We start from the raw sequence: 21,192 nt of genomic DNA, 5'->3' as shown, positions 1-21,192 counted from the left end.
TAATTCTTGTTAATATTCTTTTTCCGCTTTCGCGAAAATTTTAATCATTTGCAATCTGCCAGTTTCATTGTTTCCATACACTACGATGACAATTAATTGCTGCTGAAAACTGACACTGCCGATTACTTTTACTCCGCGTTATCCAAGAATTCCTTGAACTTCTCCGCCCATTTGTCAAAAAACTTGACTTTCTCCTTTGGTTTTTCTTGCACTTGTATGGCGGTATCAGAAGTGTCTTGCGATGCATCACTTGCCGCTTCACTTATATTTTCTTCTTCTGAAATTTCTATTTCATTATTGCGCGCTTTTTCTTTACTCGCGATGCTGTTCATTACAAGACCCACAGCTGTTGCGTACAACGGGCTTGTGGTTTCTGCATCACTATCTCCCGCTAGATGCTCATTAGGATACCCTATTCTGGTATCCATCCCAGTTATGTACTCTACCAGTTGCTTTAAGTGGTTTAGTTGTGCGCCACCGCCGGTTAGCACAATACCGGCTATTAATTTTTTCTTAGGATCTTCATGACCGTAATTCTTAATCTCTAGATATACTTGCTCCACAATCTCCACAACTCTAGCGTGGATAATTTTAGAAAGATTTTTAAGTGTAATTTCCTTAGGCTCTCTTCCTCTCAACCCAGGAATGGATACGATCTCATTATCACGATTTTCTCCTGGCCATGCAGAACCAAACTTCACCTTCAGCAACTCTGCTTGTTTTTCAATAATGCTGCAACCTTCCTTGATATCCTCGGTGATAATATTTCCACCGAAAGGAATTACCGCAGTATGTCTAATTATTCCATCTTTAAAAATGGCAAGATCTGTCGTCCCACCTCCTATATCGATTAGCGCTACTCCAGCTTCCTTCTCTTCTTGACTTAACACTGCATTTGCAGATGCCAATGGTTCCAAGGTGATTCCACTGAGCTCAAGTCCCGCACTCTTTACGCAACGACCTATGTTTTTTATCGAAGCAACCTGTCCCACCACTACGTGAAAATTAGCTTCCAGACGCCCACCATACATACCAATAGGCTCTTTAATTTCTGCCTGTCCATCTACTTTAAAATCCTGCGGCAGCACGTGAATAATTTCTTCACCGGGCAGCATTACCAGTTTATGAACTTGGTTACATAACCTGTCTATATCATTTTCGTCAATCACTTCGTCACTATCAGAACGCGTGATATAATCACTATGCTGTAAGCTACGTATGTGTTGCCCAGCAATCCCAACTACTACATCACCTATCTTCAAACCAGAAGATATTTCTGCATCTGTAACCGCCTGCTGTATGGACTGAATGGTCTGTGTGATATTATTAACCACACCACGATGTACCCCAAGGCTTTTAGATTTTCCTATTCCTAGAATCTCCACCTTCCCATACTCATTTTTCTTCCCAATCATCGCGACAATTTTTGTCGTCCCAATGTCTAGTCCTACTGCGATGTTTTCATGTTCCATAATCCTACTTTTTTGTTGCTACTACTTGACTTCCGTATTTTAAGTCTACCGTTTCATATACGGAGAGTAAATCATCTCTCTTTGCTTTTTGATAGAATGCCTTCAAATTCATGAACTTTTTTTCGGCATCTTTCGTATTGCCAAATAGCACTTTAAAATCATTATTTCGCAACTGTACTTCGATGTTATTTTTATTCTTAACATGCAATCCTATCACACTACTCTTCATAAAAGAATCTTTATTTATCTTTTTTAAGAACTGTGTTAGTTCATCATAAAGTTGCTCAACATTCCCAGTGATTAGCGGCACCCGTGCGGTGTGCACATTGGACAAGGGCATCTTTTTCCCATCTGCATCAATGTAATAATGAGTTTGAGAAGCAACTCTTGCAAGCGGCTCGCGCTGTTCTATTTTCGCTCCTAAAACCCCATCAACAGTAACAAACACCTGAGCATCACGTATCATAGCGTTTGCTAGTAGTCGCGACTCCATCTCCTTCAAAACTAGGTGTTCTTTTGCGATGTTCTTCACACTGTCGCGATTTACTATTAACAATTTATTAACCGCATTTAAAGTGATAAATGGAGGTCTTTCATCCACAAATTCCACTTTCAGTTTATTGAGATTTCGCCCCTGATTTCGTTTACCAGTAAAACTGAATAATCCAATCACGAAGCCTAGGATGATCACAAATTTTATTACGCCCCAATTAATTTTCATCGCTCAAATTTTTCATAATCTGTTCGACTTCGGCTCCAATATCTCCGGCTCCCGCCAGTATTTTTATACGGCAATCACTATTTTTTAATACTTCGGAAATTTGCTGTTTTGAGACTATTTCTGCGGGTAGTAAATCACCATTCCTTTTATCGTTTATTAACCTTAGTAACCATTGTGAAGTAACTCCTTCCAAGGGTTCTTCCCTTGCTGGATATATATCAAGCAAAAGCACTTGGTCAAATTGCGCTAAACTTTCAGCAAACCCTTCCACAAAATCTTTTGTTCTACTGAATAGGTGCGGCTGAAAAACAATCACTTTTTCATCATCTGGGTACATCTCTGTCACGGCCTGATACAGCGCATCGATCTCTGTTGGATGATGGGCATAATCATCTATTAACACCAGTTTTTCAGTTTTAATTTTATAAGAAAATCTTCGCTCTACACCTTTAAATGTTGCTAAAGCATTGGGTAGACAATCGGTCGGGGAACCTGCTAAAATTGCCATACCCATTGCTGTGATAGCATTGTGCAGGTTATGATGTCCTGGAGTAAAAAACTCCAAATTTTTTAAAGTAATCGTTGGTGTTTTTAGATCAAACACATAGCCGCCATTTGCTATCCGTACATTTTGCGCTTCAAAAGCGGCTTCTCCTTCTATGGCAACAGATTGACCTTCTAAGGGCAATCCACTTCTAAACAACAGCTTGCTTTTGTCTTTAACGAGATCTGCAAAAGCTTTAAAGCTTTTTTCAAGTTCTGTGGCATTTCCGTAGATATCTAGATGATCCGCATCCATCGAAGTAATGCAAGCGATATCTGGTGAAAGCGTAAGAAACGAGCGGTCAAATTCATCTGCCTCAACCACTGTAATCTCTGTCCCTTTTGAAATAAAGTTAGAATTATAGTTGACAGAAATCCCACCCAAAAATGCGGTCACAGGCATATCACAAGCGACCATTAAATGCCCTAATATTGCTGAAGTCGTCGTCTTACCATGAGTCCCAGCAACCGCGAGACATTTGGTGTCTTTTGTAATTTCGCCTAAAAACTGCGAACGTTTCAAGAGGATAAAATCGTTTTCTATAAACCAATTGAAAACCCTGCTGTTCTTGGGTACGGCTGGAGTGTAAATCACTAGGGTTTCTGAAGAATTTAAAGCCAATTTTTCAATTGAAGAAGCTTCATCTACAAAGGTGATATGCATTCCTTCTTGCACTAAAGCGTCTGTGAGTTTTGTTTTAGTTTTATCATAACCATGCACCGTTAACCCTTTGAGAATAGCAAAACGAGCAAGCGCACTCATCCCTATCCCGCCAATTCCGATGAAATAAATGTGTTGTATGTTTTTTAAAACGTTCACTAATTTACAGGTAATAATTTGATTACTTCTTCTACTATTTCGTTTGTCGCATTTGGCCTTGCCAACTTCTTTATGTTTTCTGAAAGCTGACGTTGTTTCTGTTCATCATGTAATAGCAGCCCCAGTTCAGACTCAAAATTCTGGTCTGCGTCCGCCTCCTTTAAAACAATTGCTGCTCCTTTGCTCGAGATGGATAAAGCATTTTTAGTTTGATGATCTTCCGCTACATTGGGGGATGGAATGAAAATTACAGGCTTTCCTACCAAGCATAACTCAGAAACCGAAATCGCACCCGCTCTAGAAATAATAATATCTGCCGCTGCATAGGCAAAATCCATTCTATTCAAAAAAGCAGAAACCTTAATCTGCCCTTTTGATTGTTCTTTGTATTGTTCTGCATATAACTTTCCGCACTGCCAGATAAGTTGGACATCCTGTTCATTGAAAAATGGAAGCACACCTTCAACTAATTGATTTATTTTTCTTGCCCCTAGACTCCCACCTAGAACGAGCACTGTTTTCTTGGTTGGATTTAATTTAAAATGCTGTTGCCCTGCTACTCTATTTGCCGAAATATCTAACAGATCTTGACGTACCGGATTTCCAGTAAGCACCAACTTAGATTTTGGAAAAAATTTTTCCATCCCGTCGTATGCCACACAAATTGTATCTACCGTTTTACTCAACCATTTATTAGTAACGCCTGCGTGACCATTTTGCTCCTGTATTAAACAAGGAATATTTTTACCCGATGCCACTTTAAGTAATGGAGCACTTGCATACCCCCCCGTACCTATGGCTACATCTGGTTTAAACTTTTTAACAATACGACGCGATTTTATTAAACTAGAAACTAGCTTTAAAGGAAACAACAAGTTCCGTATTGACAAAGAACGCTGCAACCCTGCAATCCATAGTCCTTCAATCTTGTAACCCGCTTGCGGCACTTTTTCCATTTCCATACGATCACTCGCGCCCACAAATAAAAACTCAGCGTCAGGATAACGTAGCTTCAATCCATTTGCAATAGCAATGGCAGGGTAGATATGACCACCTGTGCCACCACCGCTTATGATAAACCTGTATGTCTTTGTTGTTTCTATAATTCGGTTTTTAAAGGGTTTCGCTTAATATATCTAATGGATTTTCTATATTTTCCATTTCTTTTTTCTGCACTTCTCTTTTCGCACTTACACTTAACACCATACCAAGTGCTAAACATGTCATCCATATACTTGTTCCTCCACTACTAATGAGTGGTAAGGTTTGTCCCGTCACTGGAAACAACTCTACTGCAACTGCCATATTAATCATGGCTTGAAAAACAATGGGCACCCCCACCCCAATCACAAGCAATTTTCCAAACATCGAGTTTGCTTTATGCGCGACAATCACTAGCCTAAAAAGCAATAGCATATATAAGAACATTAAAAACAAGCCTCCTACAATACCAAATTCTTCTACAATAATGGCGTAAATAAAATCTGAAGAAGACTGTGGCAAAAAGTTTTTCTGAACACTCTTTCCAGGCCCTAATCCTGTAACTCCACCAGTGGCAATCGCTATTTTTGCTATTTCTATTTGGTAATCCGCGTCCGTATCTTGTTTATCAGTAAAATTGTCAAGACGACTCATCCAAGTATCAACACGGTTAGGAAACACTCCTGGAAAAGCCTTTGCCGAAAGAATAAACAGCGTTAGAAACAGAGCTCCAGAAGCAAGTATAATCGCTAAATATTTTAATGGATACCCCCCAATAAATACCAACATCGTAACCATAACAAAAATGATGGCAGCCGTAGAAAAGTTGGCCGGGAGTATCAATGAAAGCACTACAAAAACAGGTAGCCAGAGTGGCAACAACGTCTCTTTAAACGAAACTTCTCTATCTTTAGTTCTAGACAAATAACGGGCAACATAAGCCATTAAAGCAACAGCAGCAAGTGTAGATGTCTGGAAACCAACACCCACTAAAGGAATCCTGATCCATCTACTAGCATTAGCTCCTTCTATCGTTGTTCCTTGGGCTATTGTAATAACGAGAAGTACAATCACAATAGGCAAGGCGATAATCGATAAACCCTTAAAATAATGGAAGGGTATTTTATGAATTCCGTAGAGTATAGAAAATCCTAAAACCAAATGTGCAAAATGCTTAATTAGATACTTAATAGTATTCCCATCGTCATATAAATAGGCCAGATTACTACTGGCACTATACACAGGCAAAAACGAAAAAAGCGCCAACAATCCAGCTACTGCCCAGATTGCCTTGTCTCCTTTTATGCTTTTGAATATTGATTTCATCTTGTGCTTTTACTTTATATTTTAGCTCGTCAGTTTCTGGTCTTCGTCAGGCTCAGACAGACACTAAGCTTTCCATTATAAATGCCTAACAGCTTCCTTAAATTGTCTCCCACGATCTTCATAGTTCTCAAACAAATCAAAACTCGCGCACGCTGGGCTTAATAACACCGTGTCGTTCCGCTCAGATAGTTTGTAGGCGATTTTTACCGCCTCACTCATGCTAGTCGCTTCTACCATCATATCAACCACATTACCAAATTGATTTATAATCTTATCGTTATCCACCCCTAGACAAATAATTGCTTTTACTTTCTCATTAACCAATGGTAATAAGTCTGCATAATCATTTCCTTTATCTACACCACCTACAATCCACACTGTAGGGCTCGTCATACTGTCAAGTGCGTAAAAAGTGGCATTTACATTGGTCGCCTTGCTATCATTAATGTACATCACATTCCCGATTTTAAGCACCTTTTCTAAACGATGCTCTACACCTTGAAAATTCTCCAAACTCTCGCGAATAGTCGCTTTTCTAATTTTTAATAGCGTAGCTACAGTGCTAGCCGCCATAGCATTCTTAACGTTGTGTTGTCCTTGTATTCCTAGTGTTGCAATTGGCATAATATATTGGGTGTTATGGATTGATAGTATTATTTGTTTGTCTTTTATATAGGCGCCTTCAGCCACTTCTTGTGTGAGTGAAAAAGGCAGTTTTTTTGCTTTTATCTCGTGGATTTTCAGCCACTTTTTAATTTCTTCATCATCTGCATCATAAATAAAATAGTCGTCCTTCGTTTGGTTCATCGTAATTCTAAACTTCGACGCGATATACTTGTCATAGTCATAATCATAGCGATCTAAATGATCTGGACTTAAATTGGTCAACACTGCAATGTGCGGCGCAAAATCTTCAATCCCGTCCAACTGAAAACTACTCAACTCAAGCACATAATGCCCGTAGCTATCATCTGAAACTTGCTCGGCAAAACTTTTGCCTATGTTTCCCCCCAGCGCTACATTCAATTCCTTTTTTAGCAACTCGTATGTCAAGGTTGCCGTTGTAGTTTTTCCATTACTACCCGTAATACCTACGATGGTCGCATCTGTAAAGGCACTTGCGAATTCTATTTCTGAAATGACCCGAACATCAGCCTCCTTCAGCTGTTTAATAACAGGTGCCGTATCAGGAATACCAGGGCTCTTCATTACAACAGCCGCATTCATAATCTTAGCGATTGTATGACCTTCTTCTTCAAATTCTATTTTATGATGTAAAAGAACTTTTTTATAATCTTCTTTAATTTTTCCGAAGTCTGAAACAAAAACTTCAAACTCTTGTTTAACTCCTAAAATAGCGGTGCCTACTCCACTTTCTCCCCCTCCAAGTATGACTAAGCGCTTTTTCATTTGTGTCTCGCGAAGGCGCAAAGGCGCCAAAGTTTTTATCTTATTTTTAAGGTTACTATCGTTAGAATTGCTAGAAAAACTCCAACAATCCAAAACCTCGTTACTATTTTACTTTCGTGAAATCCTTTTACTTGATAATGATGATGCAGTGGCGACATCCTGAAAACTCGCCTACCCACCCCGAACTTTTTGCGGGTATATTTAAACCAACTCACTTGCATTACTACGGAAATGTTCTCCATTAAGAAAATCCCGCACAGCAATGGTATTAAAAGTTCTTTTCTTATAATGATCGCGATTACGGCGATGATTCCCCCTATTGTTAAACTTCCTGTATCACCCATAAAAACTTGCGCCGGAAAAGCATTGTACCAGAGAAATCCTATAAGCGCTCCCACAAAGGCCATTATAAATATGGTGACCTCACCCGTATTCGGGATGTACATCACGTTCAAATAATCTGAGAACACCACATTGCCAGAGACCCAAGCAAACAGCGCTAAGGTGACGGCGATGATTGCCGATGTTCCTGCCGCGAGCCCGTCTATACCATCTGTCAGATTTGCTCCATTTGACACGGCTGTGATGATAAAAATCACAATTGGGATGAAAATTAACCAGATGTAATCTTTGTAGCTATCGCCAGCCCAAGTGATGAGGGACTCATAATTAAATTCATTTTCTTTTACAAAAGGAATGGTTGTTAAGAGCGTATTTTCGGCAGGATAAAATTCACGTGGTGAGTTTTGAGTAATCAATTCAGTAGCATTTACTGGATTGATTTTCTCACGTTTTACGGTAACATCTGGATGAAAGAACATGATGGCACCCACAAAAACCCCCAATCCAACTTGGCCTAGCACTTTAAATTTACCTGGCAATCCCGCCTTATCCTGTTTAAACTTTTTAAGATAATCATCTAAAAATCCAATCGCTCCCATCCAAAGGGTAGTCACGATGAGCATAATCACATAAATGTTTTCCAACTTAGCAAACAATAGCACTGGAACTAAGGTGGCAAGAATGATTATTATTCCCCCCATTGTAGGAGTTCCAGCCTTTTCATTCTGTCCTTCTAAGCCTAAATCACGAATGGATTCACCCATTTGCATACGCTGTAGAATTCTGATAATCTTCTTTCCAAAAATGGTCGCAATTATCAAAGACAAAATCACAGCCAATGCGGCCCTGAAAGTGATAAACTCAAACAAGCTCGCCCCAGGAAACTGATAATTTTTTTCTAAATATTCAAATAAATAATAAAGCATTCTTATTTGTTAAGGGCGGTTAATAATTCTTTTACAATCTTAAAATCATCAAAACTTGAACGCTCCCCAAGCACTTCTTGGTAAGTTTCGTGTCCTTTACCAGCAATGAGAATAATGTCATTTTCTCCTGCCATTTGACAAGCCGTTTTAATCGCTTGCTTTCTGTCTGTTATTGAAAGTGTTTTCTTATAATCAATAGGCTCCACACCTACTTCTATTTGTTCGATAATCGTTTCTGGCTTTTCGGTTCTTGGGTTGTCGCTAGTGAAAATCGCCTTAGTACTCAGCATTGCTGCAATCTTTCCCATCTTAGGACGCTTTGAGGTATCTCTATCTCCACCGCAACCCACTACAGTAATCAATTGCTCATTACCCGTACGTATCGTGTTTATCGTCTCCAGCACATTTTTTAAAGCATCTGGAGTGTGGGCGTAATCCACAATTGCAGTTATATTATTGTCAGAAATTAAATACTGGAATCTACCATCTACACTCTCAAGGGTACTTAGTAATTGCAGCGTTTCAATAGTCTCTAGTCCTAATAATTCTGCAGTCGCATAGATTGCCAAAACGTTGTATGCGTTAAAGTTGCCAATGAGTTTTACCCATAATTCTTGTCCGTCAAGTTTCAGAAGTAATCCTTGTAGTTGATTCTCTAAAATTTGCGCTTTATGGTCTGCCATACTTTTTAAAGCGTATGTCACTTTTTTTGCAGCCGTATTCTGCAACATTACCATACCGTTCTTATCGTCTGCGTTGACGAGTGCAAAAGCTGTTTTTGGCAAGTCGTCAAAAAATCTCTTCTTCACATCACGATATTCCTTAAAATCTTTGTGATAGTCTAAGTGATCGTGCGATAGGTTTGTAAAAATTCCGCCAGCAAATAAAAGTCCTTCCGTACGTTTTTGATGGATCCCGTGTGAACTAACCTCCATAAAGCAAAATACAACTCCTGCATCTACCATCTCACGCAAATAACGGTTAATCGTCAGGCTATCAGGCGTGGTATGTGTCGCTTTAGATTGTGTCTTACCCACCATGATTTTTACCGTAGACAGTAGACCAGATTCATACCCTGCTGCTGTAAAAAGGTTGAAGAGCAACGTCGCAATTGTTGTTTTCCCGTTGGTGCCAGTGACTCCTATCAGCTTCAAATCTGCAGATGGGTTATCGTAATAGTTGTCTGCCATAATTGCAAGCGCTTCCTGGCTATCTTTCACTTGCACGTATGTAATTCCGTTTATTATTTCTGAAGGGATCTCTTCACAAATCACAGCCAAAGCTCCTTGATCTATGGCCTTTTTAATATATCCATGACCATCGCTTACGATGCCCCTAATTGCCACAAAAACATCATCGAGCCCTACTTTTCGACTATCAAAATTGATGTCACGAATAGCCACAGCGGTATTCCCTTGTACTTTTTCAAGGGTCACTTTATATAATATGTCTTTTAAAATAATCACGATACTATTAAAACTATTTGTGTTCCTTCTTTAGGTTTTTCTCCAGGATTAATTGACTGCTTACTCACCGTGCCTACACCATTTATTTTCACCTTATAGCCTAAATTTTCAAGCAAAGAAACAGCATCCATCCCCGCCATTCCCTTTACATTAGGCACTTCTCGTTTTGTAATTGACGCCCTATCATAGTAGGAGTCATAGGCTTTTATCATATCCACATCTTCTGCTTCAAGCTCATTTACCTCATCTTTTAATGGGCTGTCTGTATAAATTTTTTGAGCGATTCTTTTGAATACAGGTCCAGAAACATCAGCTCCGTAAATTCCTATTTTTGTGCTTGGTTCATGTATCAACACGATGCAAGAATATTTAGGATTGTCTGCCGGGAAATAACCAGAGAACGAAGACACGTACTTTTTTTCTTTTAACCACTCCTCATTGTTACTGTAGTCCTTACGGGCTGTTCCTGTCTTACCAGCCATAGAAAAATTATCACTATATAAACTCTCTCCTGTTCCGCGTACCACGATATTTTTAAGTATTTCTCTTACTTGAATGATTGTTTCTTGTGATGCGATTTGATCATCTATCACTTCTGTTTTTTGCGTTTTAACCACTTCATTCCAAGCTCTTATTTCCTTAATAAACTGAGGCTTGACCATCCTCCCATCATTTGCAAGTGCATTATAAAAAGTGAGAATTTGCAATGCTGTCATTTGTAGGTTATACCCATAAGCCATAGAAGGGAGTGCATTCCTACTCCATAGTTCCCCGCCAATTTCTGGAATCACCGGCATACCCTCTCCTTTAATATCTACACCCAAGGTGGTATCCATTTTCCACGCAATCAAATGGTCTAGAAATTTTTGAGGTTGGTCTTTGTAACTTTCATTGATTAGTTTTGCGAAACCGATATTTGACGAAACTTCCAGGGCTCTCGCTGCAGAAATTTTTCCGTAGCCACCATTCTTGCTATCTCTTATCGTGCGGCCGTACATCCGTATCGAACCATTTTTAGTATCCACAACCGTAGCAGTGTCGATTACTTTATCCTCCAGAGCAATCGTCATTGCCACCGTCTTAAAAGTCGAACCTGGCTCTATAGATTCCCAAAGCGCGTAATTACGACGTTCATAATACTTACCGTTACTACCCTTACCAAGATTAGAAACCGCCTTCACCTGTCCTGTCGCTACTTCCATCACAATCACACAACCGTGATCTGCATCGTACACTTCCAGTTGCTTAAGCAATGCGTGATGCGCAATGTCCTGCATATTCACATTAATTGTAGAAATCACATCATAGCCATCTTGAGGCTCTACCTCATTCTCGTCGTACACAGGTTTCCATCTCCCTTTAGATATTTTTTGCTTTAAACGCTGTCCTTCCTTACCGCTTAAAAACTCGTGATAAGCACCTTCTAAGCCCACATTATAATAACCTGGAATTCCCTTATTCTCATTCCCGACTAGTCTCTCAGCGATTTTCCCCATCGGGTGTTCACGCACTGTTTTTTGTTCTGAAATAAAACCTCCACGATTGGGACCTTTCTTAAATAGCGGCATTTTCTTCACTCGGATGTATTGAGAATACCCCAAGTCACGAGCCACTAATAAATAGCGATTCTTCCTAGAACGTGCTTTTCTAAATAAATTTTGATAGTAAGACTGTGGCTTGCCAAACATGTCGCTCAACTCTTTAGAAAGAGGGACTAGGTTTTCATCAAAGTCTTTTTTTGTAACGGTCACTGCGTCAAACCGAATATCATACTTAGGCACAGAACTCGCCAATAGACTTCCGTCATCTGCATATACATTTCCACGATTTGCAGGAATAATTACATTTTTTGTTGTGTTTTGAGCCGCGAGGTCACGATACTTGTCACCTTCCACAAACTGAATGTCTGCAAGCTTGATCGCTATTAATACCGCCAGGAAGAACATAAAGCCGGCGACGAAGTAAAAGCGGTTCAATATGTTTTTTTCTGGTGTTGACAAGGTTGCTACTGTTGTTTGGTGATTCTTATTATTTGCGGTGGATTTTCGCTAGGCCGTAAACCTCGCTGCGCCATCGCCGCTGTTATTTTACTTTCCATTTTTACCTGAGTGAGCTGCTTGCGCACATCTAGATATTCGCTCTTTAATTCTTTTACCGTGTTGTTGAGCTGCGCAATACGGTGTACTTTTTTATCTGCTAGATGAGAACTTGCAATCATAATCAAAGCAAGAAAACTCAGGAATATGATAAAGCGCCAGTTACCAAAAGCGTCATTACTGACGAGAAATTTCCCTTTTACGATATTGTAAAAACCTTGCTTCATTCCTCTAACTTATTTAAGAAGGAAGAAAATGAAATATTGAACTTCTTCATTTCTCTTCGTTTAAAAATTGTCATCGCACAATTCATAATTTTTTAGCGACCCGAAGCTTCGCACTTCTTGCACGATTGTTTTCTTTAATCTCTGCAGCGTCAGGAATAATAAATTTTCCAACAGGCTTCATTGGCACCTCTACGCGACCAAACATATCTTTCTCCGGCTCTCCTTCAAACATACCGTTACGCATAAATCTTTTTACCAGTCTATCCTCAAGACTATGATAACTTATCAAACTTAACCTCCCATCCGGCTTTAACACTTCTAAAGCCTGTTGTAAAAACTCCTTAATTACTTCAAGCTCTTGGTTCACCTCGATACGAATGGCTTGATATATTTGGGCTAAGATTTTATGCTCGCGATGTTTTGGCAAAAACCTTCCCATCGTTTCTTTTAATTGCTCACTTGTTTTAATTGGCTCTTTTTCTCTCGCCTCACAAATCACTCTCGCCATTGCTTTTGATGCTCTTAACTCACCATATTGAAATAAGACAGATGCGAGTTGAGACTCGTCATAATTATTGACCACATCGTAAGCAGAAAAAGCGCTTCCCTGATCCATTCTCATATCTAGTTCTGCCTCAAAGCGCGTGGAAAAACCACGTTCTGCGACATCAAATTGATGTGACGATACTCCAAAATCTCCTAAAATTCCATCGACTTCTTTATGTCCGTGAAAACGTAAAAAACGTTTTAAGAATCTGAAGTTTTCATTTACCAATATAAATCGAGAATCATCAATCGCATTTTCCAACGCATCTTTATCCTGATCAAAGGCGATGAGTTTCCCCTTAGGCCCTAATCGTTTTAAAATCTCTCTTGCGTGACCGCCACCTCCAAAAGTGACATCCACGTAAACCCCGTCTGGTTTGATCGCGAGACCATCCACAGTGGGCATTAATAAAACTGGATTATGATATTCCATCTGTGTCGTTTGCATCACCCATTACCTCTTCAGCTAGATCTGCAAAATCGTTTGCAGCATCATCAATGGCTTGTTCGTATTTATCTTTATCCCAAATCTCTACAATGTTTATCGCAGAAGAAACCACAACTTCTTTTGTAATTCCCGCAAAACAAGCAAGGTCTTTAGGCACATTTAATCTCCCAGTAGTATCAAGCTCTACGGTCTTTACCCCTGCTGTAAAACGACGAATGAAATCTACATTCTTACGATTAAAACGGTTGAGCTTGTTCATTTTTTCCATCAGTCGATTCCACTCTTCCATTGGGTACAATTCCAGACACGGCTGGAACACAGCACGCTTGATCACAAAACCTTGTGTCATTGCTGGAGTCAACTGCTTCTTCAAAGAGGACGGCATCATTAGCCTTCCCTTTGCATCAGCCTTGCACTCGTATGTCCCTATTAAGTTGAGCATGAATTGTTTCTGAAAATTTTTAAACCCGAAATATTGGGCCTCAGTAAAGAACAAATCTAGATATTATTTCCCACTTTTTCCCACCTTTTACCACTTTGTTAATAAGTTTCATCCCTGAAACCGGCTGACGCACGCTATCTTGAACCCAAAGTATTGACCATCAAAAGAGTTAACGTGTTTTTAACAATACGTTTGTGAATGTTTAAAAAGGCTCTAAATATTTAATATTTCCGAAGCAAGGAGAAGGATACCTTTTGAGTAAAAAAAGTGTATTTTTGTCTCTAATACTATCCTCATTTATGGAAAACCAACTTAAGACTGAAGGGAAATTTAACTACGTAGAGGCTGGAGATGGGACTCCTATTATCATACTACATGGTCTTATGGGTGGATTGAGCAACTTTGATGGAATGACAAACTTTTTTCCAGAAAAAGGCTATAAAGTATTACTCCCAGAATTGCCTCTGTATTCACTTCCTCTTCTGAAAACTAATGTGAAGCAATTTGCCAAATACCTCAAGGAATTTATAGATCATAAAAAATTTAAAGAAGTAATTCTTGTAGGGAATTCTTTGGGTGGACACATAGGCTTGCTTTTCACAAAAATGTATCCCGAATATGTAAAAACATTAGTAATCACAGGAAGTAGCGGACTTTACGAAAGCGCAATGGGTGAGAGTTATCCAAAACGAGGAGATAAAGATTACATTAGAAAAAAGACAGAAAATGTTTTTTACGACCCTAAAATTGCCACTCCAGAATTAGTGGAAGATGTATATGATACGGTGAATGATCGAACCAAATTAATCCGTACGCTGTCTATCGCAAAAAGTGCCATTCGTCATAATATGGCAAAAGATTTACCAGAGATTAATACACCAACGTGCATCATTTGGGGTAAAAACGACACCGTAACGCCTCCTAACGTAGGTAAAGAATTTAACGAATTACTACCAGACAGCGAACTCTTTTGGATAGACAAATGTGGTCACGCGGCTATGATGGAGCATCCAGATCGTTTTAATGAGATTCTAATAGATTGGTTAGTGAAGCGAAAGTTCTAAACTGGGTTTCCTGTTTCTAAGTATACTAGCGAAATTCTAAATACCTTTGCAAACCGCAAAAGGAAGAGCCACCATGAAAATAAAATCTGCAGAATTTATAATGAGCAACAGCGAAGTTGCAAAATGCCCTAAGGACAGACTCCCTGAGTATGCTTTTATAGGCCGTAGTAATGTAGGGAAATCTTCATTGATCAACATGTTAGTGGATCAAAAAAATCTTGCCAAGACTTCTGGACGCCCAGGAAAGACACAGCTCATCAATCACTTTACGATTAATAAAAATTGGTTCTTGGTAGATTTACCAGGATACGGATATGCACGGGTATCAAAAAAGGCAAAGAAAACATTCCAGCGTTTTATTACAGATTATTTTGAGAAGCGTGAGCAATTGGTGCTCGCTTTTGTGTTGGTAGATTCGCGTCACGAGCCGCAACCTATTGACCAAGAGTTTATGCAATATTTAGGAGAACATGGCGTACCATTTCATATCGTGTTTACCAAAGCAGATAAATTAAAACCAGGCGCGCTTGTAAGAAACATAAAAGCATACGAAGAAAAGATGCTAGAGACTTGGGAGCAGATGCCAAGGTGTTTTACGACTTCGGCGAGTAAATATGAAGGGCGTGATGAATTGTTAAATTATATTGGTGAGTTGAATACTGCAGATTTTTAGAAGAACCTGAAACCTTATTCTGTCTGTATGCACATTAAAAACACATGAGCACTTAGGGCATTAGATTCTGGGTATTCTTCCTGAAACCAACTCAATCAACTTTTCTTGAGAAGTAACGGCATTCAATTCTTCTGCAGCAATAAAAACACCAAGCCCTTTGTCATCTGCTATTAGTACAATAGGAAATGTATACGCCGGCAACCACTTAGAACGGTACTGTTTTAAGAACTCGTCTTTATGCAGGAACTCCATTTTTGTAGTAGAAGATTTTCTAAATTCTGCCCATAACTTTCCTTCTGTAAATACACCGTGCGTAATATTACACAGACTACACTCATAGCTAGAAGGGCTCACTATCTTACGCACGCTGTCTAGGAGACCATTTACGGCTCCAGCGTTTGCATTATAAACAAAGATGAGTTTATTAGTCATTACTCCTTCTTAGTTTTCAATTCTAGCTTCTCCGCAAAATAATCACAAAAGTCTTTCATAGTATCTGTCATTTTTTCGTCATTTGTAGCGCGAAAAAAAGTATCTGCCATTCCGCTTAAGGTCTGGTGAAAAAAGATCTTCATTTCGTCCAATGGCATATCTTTTGTCCAAAGGTCTATGCGCAGGGCTTCTTGAGATTTGTGATCCCAAACAGCGAGCATCATTGCTTTGGTATCTTGATTCAAAATACCGCCATCAGTAGCTGTCCACTTTAGTTTTTCAGGTATTTTATTCTCGTCTAGCGCGACATCTATTTTAATTTCTGAAGTGTTCTTTGCCATTAGTTCTTTTTTGGTTTGTAATTAGACTTTATGTAAATTTCGTCTGCCGGTTTTTTAAGTAGTTCTTCTATGGTAACCTCTGGATTGCGCTCCATATAAGAACGCACTACTTGCCATCCCATATAACGCCCTAATCCTCCTGGAGAATCGTTGTCAATCTCGAGGTAGAATTTAGAAAATGGCGCAGGATTTAAAAATCTTGCGGGGAGTTCTTCATCTGTACTATAGAGTAATTCTTTCTCGATAAAATAACGCCACATATAGATTTCATTATCTTTTGCCCAGAACATTTGATCTTCTGTGTAGCCTATCTTTTCTGCATCTGAACTCGATGGAGTTACAAGGTCTGCTAGATAAAGTGCCTTTCCATAGTAAATCATGAGTGCTAAAAAGGTGCGATTTTTTGGTGGTGAACTCAATTGTCTTGCATACACATTTGCAATGTCTGGCCCAAGTTGTGATGGATTTAGATTTCGTGAAATAAAACTAGAAATCCCTTCATAAAAATAATGATCTGCGCCCAAGTAATTGTCTAACGAAATCACCATCAAACTATCTGCAGCAATCACCTTGTTTTGATAATCTACATCGCTTGTAACCGTATAAATGACAGGAGATTTAAACCGTGGGAAATAGTATTTAAAATGTTGAAATAACGGCCGAATTGTTTCTTCTAAACTCGTGTCATCAGGAAATACTTTTGCGACTTCTTGATTCAACTGTCGTTGAATGGTATCTGAAAATCGCTGTTCCCAGATGCTGTCTGGTACTTGTTTTGGGAAAAATAAGGCATAGTCTTTTTTTAGTTGTGGCAAGTCTTTTAGTTCCGCTTTCGCGAAAATCTCATCAAAACGAGTAATGGTTAGTCCCATTGGAATCTGAGCGATTTCCCGTCCCACCTTATTCTCGTCGTCGCAGCCGATAAGAAATAAAAGACAAAAAATAAATAAGTACTTTTTCATAGTTTCAACCTTTAGCATCTGTTTAACGCCGTTTACTTTTATAAATTTTGTTTTTCGGTTACATTTGTACTGCAAAGGTAATTCAAAAAAGAAGCAAGAAGAAAGAAGCAGGAAGAAAGATCGAGATGAAAGTAAGCCTAAAGAAGCAGGATTATTGAAATACGGAAGCTTTCGTCAAAAGGATAGTAAGAAATTGAAATTAAAGCTTGAATAGTTTTTAAAAAAGACATTTCTCTAGTCAATAATATTTCAAAAAAAACAATAAGATGCAAAAAGAAAAAGTGACGCAATATATTATAGACTGGCTAAAAAGCTATGCAATAAACGCAAAAATGGACGGCTTTGTAGTAGGAGTAAGTGGCGGGGTTGATAGCGCCGTGACTTCTAGTCTTTGTGCCAGCACAGGACTTCGTACACTGTGTGTTGAGATGCCCATACACCAAGGTCCTAACCAAGTAGCAAGAGGCAAAGAGCACATTGACCAACTCAAAAAACGTTTTGCTCATGTTACAAGTTGTAGTGTTGATCTTACCCCCGTTTTTGAAACGTTTAAAGAACAAGCACCTTTGACAATCGATAATCAGTTTTTAGACTTATCGCTAGCTAATACACGTGCCCGGTTGAGAATGACAACACTCTACTATTTTGCTGGACTACACAGATATCTGGTAGCAGGAACGGGAAATAAGGTGGAAGATTTTGGCGTTGGTTTTTACACCAAATATGGTGATGGTGGCGTAGACATAAGCCCTATAGCAGATTTGATGAAAAGCGAGGTCTATAAAATTGCCGAAGTATTAAAAGTGCCAGATTCTATTATGAAAGCCGAACCAACTGATGGCCTTTTTGGGGATAGCCGTACTGACGAAGATCAGATAGGCGCGAGCTATGATGAACTAGAATGGGCGATGGAAATGCAGCATGTAGGAAAAAACGGTCAGGACTTTAATGGACGTGAAAAAACTGTATTTGAACTATACTCTAGACTTAATAGAGTTAACCAGCATAAAATGAACCCCATCCCAGTGTGTGAAATACCGCCCCATATGAAGAATAGTTTGTAATTGAACGAATTTTCCTGCTTTTAGTCTAAAATGAAGTTTTAGACTGATCATAATGACTAGATTTGGAAAAATACCATTTATTGGTTAGTAAAAATAACTACCTCACAGCGTTATTTTTGCGTTGAAAGACATCAAATATGAAAACACTCCTCGTAGCAGATAATCATCCTGTAGTAAGAAAAGGCATCGCCTGCATGCTCAAAAAGAAGAACGATTATCAAATAGTGGGCAAAGCTTCAAATGCTGAAGAACTTTATCAGCAATTAGATCAAAACGCACCAGATATTCTAATTATGGAGATTGATATGCCGCAAATAAACGGGATCAATTCACTACGTACCATTAAAGAAAACTACCCGAACACTAGAGTGCTAATATATTCCGTGCATCCAGAAGAAATATACGCATTACGTTCTGTAAAAACAGGAGCCGCAGGGTATGTGCCAAAAACAGCATCTACAAAAATATTTTTAAAAGCATTAAAGAAAGTTGCAAAAGGAGGAATCTTCTTAAACGGTGAGCTTACCTCAACATTTACCAGCCGTAACGTAGGTGAATCAAGTGCTATAAGCCGCTATAAAAAATTATCATCTCGTGAGATAGAAGTACTCAACTTACTTTCTAGTGGAAAGCGCAATAAGGACATTGCAAATGCCTTAGACATTAATGAAAAAACCGTAAGCACTTATAAAACACGCTTACTTAAAAAACTTAAAGTTGATAATCTAGCAGATCTTATTCACCAGTCTAGAATGTTTCAATTTAGATAATACTATTTACTAATACCAATTATAGCACTCTTCTTAGTTTCTCTGTAAGTACATACTTTAAACCTTGATAATCAATTATTGATTGCAAAAATTCTTTTGTATCAGTACCAGCATTCTCCTTTACACTAGTTGAAAGCTCCACAATTTTTTGAGAAATAAGATGCCGTCGTAAATTAAGTATTGTTTCGCTTACCATTTGAGAGATTCCGTGTTTCTTTTTTCTAACGTAAATTTCTTTTCGTTCCCAATCGTGTAAAACATACTTCTCATCTTCCATTAAAATGGTAGAAATCGCAGCAGATTTTTCTGGCGCTAATTGATTCAAAAATGTAGTAAGTTGTACTTCTTGTTTCTGGTTTAAATGTGCAATAATATCATAATACACATCTTTAAATTCTTCATTAGCAAACTCTACTTCATCATCCTGCAAGTCTAAAAATATTTTTTCGAAAACTTTTGAGGTTACTTTTTCTGGTTTCAGCCCAATCTCGCCCTCTTCATTTGTTTCTAGAAGTAAATCTTCAAACTCTTCCTCTTCATCGCCATACAATAGTAAAAGCTCAATTATCTTTCGTTCTAGTTCCCAAAGAATATCTACTTTTTTAGCTGCTGTCTTAGGCGTTGAAACTATGTCAAAAGGTTTTGGCGCATCTGGTTTCTGCTTATTTGCATCTCTTTGAACCTTTTGTAAAATTTGGGCTAGTGTATTAAAGAGGACTTCTTCACTAATGTCCATAATGCGAGAACACTCTTGTATGTATACTTCGCGTTTTATTACATCTGGAATTTTAGCAATACTCTCGACCATATCACGAATAGTCGCTGCTTTTTTTAAGGGGTCATTCTTAGCATCTGCCGCGAGTATGGAGGCTTTAAAAGATATAAAGTCCTTGGCATTTTCTTCTAGAAATGTGGTGAGTTGTTCGAGTGTATTATTTTTTGCAAAACTATCTGGGTCCTCTCCTTCTGGGAAGGTACAGATACGCACATTCATCCCTTGCTCAAGTATTAGATCTACACCTCTCAAAGAAGCTCTTAATCCCGCTGCATCTCCATCAAAAAGGACCGTAATGTTTTTTGTCAGCCTGTTTACTAGTCGTATTTGATCTGGTGTTAAAGCAGTCCCAGAAGAAGAAACCACGTTTTTTACACCACTTTGATAAAACTGTATTACATCTGTATACCCCTCCACTAAAAAGCAATTGTCTTCTTTTGCAATAGACTGCTTCGCGTGATAAATACCATAAAGCACCTTACTCTTATGATAAATATCGCTCTCTGGAGAGTTTAAATATTTTGCTGCTTTTTTATCTGTTTTTAAAATTCTCCCACCAAATCCTAAAGTACGACCACTCATACTTTGTATCGGGAACATTACTCTACCCTTAAAACGGTCAAATTGCTTTTCTCCCTTGACGATAGACAAACCTGTTTTTTCTAAAAACTCAAGCTTGTATCCCTTTTTTATCGCGTGACTGGTAAATGCTTCCCACTCATCCATGGAATACCCAAGCTGAAAAGTCTTTATCGTTTCGTCAGTAAAACCTCGTTCTTTAAAATAAGAATGACCTATGGCCTTTCCTATATCTGTATTAAGAAGCGTGTTATGAAAATAATCTTTTGCAAATTCGCTCACCAAATACAAACTCTCCCGCTCATCTGCAGCCTCTTTCATCTCATCTGTTTGCACTGTTTCTTCTATCTCGATCCCGTATTTCTTGGCAAGGTACTTAATCGCTTCTGGATACGTAAAATGCTCGTGTTCCATTAAAAAGGCCACTACATTCCCTCCTTTGCCACTAGAAAAATCTTTCCAGATTTGCTTCACTGGTGACACCATAAAACTAGGACTCCGCTCGTCTGTAAAAGGACTGAGCCCTTTAAAGTTACTTCCAGATTTTTTGAGTTGCACATAATCACCAATAACCTCCTCTACTCGGGCGGTTTCAAAAACATTATCTATGGTGGTTCTGCTTATCATATTTTAACTTCGCTCTATATATGCGCTTACTCAAAGTTCAAAGGTTAAAATTTGTTGCCAACTATTAAACTTTAAACACCGATTATTATCAACAAAAAAAAGGCTCCATTACTGAAACCTTTTTCTAACTAACAAGTAG

General features: G+C 38.7%; 20 protein-coding genes. 4 read left to right on the top strand and 16 right to left on the bottom strand.

The annotated features are described in order from the left end of the window. Nucleotides 1–128: 128 nt before the first annotated feature. The 12 genes from ftsA to mraZ all read right to left on the bottom strand — a co-directional run bounded on the left by ftsA (nucleotide 129) and on the right by mraZ (nucleotide 13,766). Nucleotides 129–1,472: a cell division protein FtsA gene (ftsA, locus tag ABXT71_RS06600; protein WP_415370545.1), complete on the bottom strand. Its 1,344-nt coding sequence runs from the start codon at nucleotides 1,470–1,472 to the stop codon at nucleotides 129–131. Nucleotides 1,473–1,476: 4 nt separating this feature from the next. After that, complete coding sequence (locus ABXT71_RS06595) at nucleotides 1,477–2,193, bottom strand: cell division protein FtsQ/DivIB (RefSeq protein WP_415370543.1); 717 nt, start codon at nucleotides 2,191–2,193, stop codon at nucleotides 1,477–1,479. Further along, nucleotides 2,183–3,556 (bottom strand): UDP-N-acetylmuramate--L-alanine ligase, encoded by a 1,374-nt coding sequence (locus tag ABXT71_RS06590; protein ID WP_415370541.1) that lies wholly within the window; start codon nucleotides 3,554–3,556, stop codon nucleotides 2,183–2,185. Before ABXT71_RS06590 ends, ABXT71_RS06595 begins: the two co-directional genes overlap by 11 nt. After that, nucleotides 3,556–4,659 (bottom strand): undecaprenyldiphospho-muramoylpentapeptide beta-N-acetylglucosaminyltransferase, encoded by a 1,104-nt coding sequence (murG, locus tag ABXT71_RS06585; protein ID WP_415373077.1) that lies wholly within the window; start codon nucleotides 4,657–4,659, stop codon nucleotides 3,556–3,558. Before murG ends, ABXT71_RS06590 begins: the two co-directional genes overlap by 1 nt. A gap of 10 nt (nucleotides 4,660–4,669) precedes the next feature. Next, a complete protein-coding gene (locus ABXT71_RS06580; RefSeq protein ID WP_415370539.1) occupies nucleotides 4,670–5,863 on the bottom strand; it encodes an FtsW/RodA/SpoVE family cell cycle protein in 1,194 nt (397 codons plus the stop codon). A gap of 75 nt (nucleotides 5,864–5,938) precedes the next feature. Next, nucleotides 5,939–7,273 carry a UDP-N-acetylmuramoyl-L-alanine--D-glutamate ligase gene (gene murD, locus ABXT71_RS06575; protein ID WP_415370537.1) on the bottom strand — a complete coding sequence of 445 codons (1,335 nt, stop codon included), beginning with the start codon at nucleotides 7,271–7,273 and terminating at the stop codon, nucleotides 5,939–5,941. 35 nt (nucleotides 7,274–7,308) lie between these two features. Beyond that, nucleotides 7,309–8,541, bottom strand: a complete 1,233-nt coding sequence (gene mraY, locus ABXT71_RS06570; protein ID WP_415370535.1) for a phospho-N-acetylmuramoyl-pentapeptide-transferase — start codon at nucleotides 8,539–8,541, stop codon at nucleotides 7,309–7,311. A 2-nt stretch (nucleotides 8,542–8,543) separates the two neighbouring features. Beyond that, nucleotides 8,544–10,007 carry a UDP-N-acetylmuramoyl-L-alanyl-D-glutamate--2,6-diaminopimelate ligase gene (locus ABXT71_RS06565; RefSeq protein WP_415370533.1) on the bottom strand — a complete coding sequence of 488 codons (1,464 nt, stop codon included), beginning with the start codon at nucleotides 10,005–10,007 and terminating at the stop codon, nucleotides 8,544–8,546. Further along, nucleotides 10,004–12,007: a penicillin-binding protein gene (locus tag ABXT71_RS06560; protein ID WP_415373042.1), complete on the bottom strand. Its 2,004-nt coding sequence runs from the start codon at nucleotides 12,005–12,007 to the stop codon at nucleotides 10,004–10,006. Before ABXT71_RS06560 ends, ABXT71_RS06565 begins: the two co-directional genes overlap by 4 nt. 5 nt (nucleotides 12,008–12,012) lie before the next feature. Next, nucleotides 12,013–12,330 carry an FtsL-like putative cell division protein gene (locus ABXT71_RS06555; protein WP_415373041.1) on the bottom strand — a complete coding sequence of 106 codons (318 nt, stop codon included), beginning with the start codon at nucleotides 12,328–12,330 and terminating at the stop codon, nucleotides 12,013–12,015. An 82-nt stretch (nucleotides 12,331–12,412) separates the two neighbouring features. After that, nucleotides 12,413–13,309, bottom strand: coding sequence for a 16S rRNA (cytosine(1402)-N(4))-methyltransferase RsmH (gene rsmH / locus ABXT71_RS06550; protein ID WP_415373040.1), 897 nt, complete (start codon nucleotides 13,307–13,309; stop codon nucleotides 12,413–12,415). Then, on the bottom strand, nucleotides 13,296–13,766 hold the full coding sequence (gene mraZ / locus ABXT71_RS06545; protein WP_415373039.1) for a division/cell wall cluster transcriptional repressor MraZ: 471 nt from the start codon (nucleotides 13,764–13,766) through the stop codon (nucleotides 13,296–13,298). Before mraZ ends, rsmH begins: the two co-directional genes overlap by 14 nt. Before the next feature lie 299 nt (nucleotides 13,767–14,065). On the opposite strand from mraZ, the gene ABXT71_RS06540 reads away from it, so the two are divergent. Continuing rightward, nucleotides 14,066–14,830: an alpha/beta fold hydrolase gene (locus ABXT71_RS06540; RefSeq protein ID WP_415373038.1), complete on the top strand. Its 765-nt coding sequence runs from the start codon at nucleotides 14,066–14,068 to the stop codon at nucleotides 14,828–14,830. A 73-nt stretch (nucleotides 14,831–14,903) separates the two neighbouring features. Then, nucleotides 14,904–15,503 carry a ribosome biogenesis GTP-binding protein YihA/YsxC gene (yihA, locus tag ABXT71_RS06535; protein ID WP_415373076.1) on the top strand — a complete coding sequence of 200 codons (600 nt, stop codon included), beginning with the start codon at nucleotides 14,904–14,906 and terminating at the stop codon, nucleotides 15,501–15,503. Nucleotides 15,504–15,563: 60 nt separating this feature from the next. Here yihA and ABXT71_RS06530 read toward each other — a convergent pair whose 3' ends face one another. From ABXT71_RS06530 to gldB, 3 genes are read right to left on the bottom strand one after another with little or no spacing between them, the layout of a single operon-like run. Then, nucleotides 15,564–15,935, bottom strand: a complete 372-nt coding sequence (locus ABXT71_RS06530) for a GTPase (protein WP_415373037.1) — start codon at nucleotides 15,933–15,935, stop codon at nucleotides 15,564–15,566. Continuing rightward, nucleotides 15,935–16,276 (bottom strand): gliding motility protein GldC, encoded by a 342-nt coding sequence (gldC, locus tag ABXT71_RS06525; RefSeq protein ID WP_415373036.1) that lies wholly within the window; start codon nucleotides 16,274–16,276, stop codon nucleotides 15,935–15,937. The genes ABXT71_RS06530 and gldC overlap by 1 nt, the downstream gene beginning before the upstream one ends. Beyond that, nucleotides 16,276–17,238 (bottom strand): gliding motility lipoprotein GldB, encoded by a 963-nt coding sequence (gene gldB, locus ABXT71_RS06520; protein WP_415373035.1) that lies wholly within the window; start codon nucleotides 17,236–17,238, stop codon nucleotides 16,276–16,278. The genes gldC and gldB overlap by 1 nt, the downstream gene beginning before the upstream one ends. A gap of 266 nt (nucleotides 17,239–17,504) precedes the next feature. On the opposite strand from gldB, the gene nadE reads away from it, so the two are divergent. Together nadE and ABXT71_RS06510 are read left to right on the top strand one after the other, a co-directional pair. Further along, nucleotides 17,505–18,302: an NAD(+) synthase gene (gene nadE / locus ABXT71_RS06515; RefSeq protein WP_415373034.1), complete on the top strand. Its 798-nt coding sequence runs from the start codon at nucleotides 17,505–17,507 to the stop codon at nucleotides 18,300–18,302. 137 nt (nucleotides 18,303–18,439) lie between these two features. Then, on the top strand, nucleotides 18,440–19,072 hold the full coding sequence (locus ABXT71_RS06510; protein WP_415373033.1) for a response regulator: 633 nt from the start codon (nucleotides 18,440–18,442) through the stop codon (nucleotides 19,070–19,072). 19 nt (nucleotides 19,073–19,091) lie between these two features. On the opposite strand, the gene dnaG is transcribed toward ABXT71_RS06510, so the two are convergent. After that, nucleotides 19,092–21,053, bottom strand: coding sequence for a DNA primase (dnaG, locus tag ABXT71_RS06505; protein WP_415373032.1), 1,962 nt, complete (start codon nucleotides 21,051–21,053; stop codon nucleotides 19,092–19,094). Nucleotides 21,054–21,192 lie beyond the last annotated feature (139 nt).

This window comes from Patiriisocius sp. Uisw_047 (assembly GCF_047730165.1).
In the GTDB taxonomy this organism is placed as follows: domain Bacteria; phylum Bacteroidota; class Bacteroidia; order Flavobacteriales; family Flavobacteriaceae; genus Patiriisocius.
Note: the sequence above shows the minus strand (reverse complement) of the source record. Positions and strands in the feature narration are given on the sequence as shown.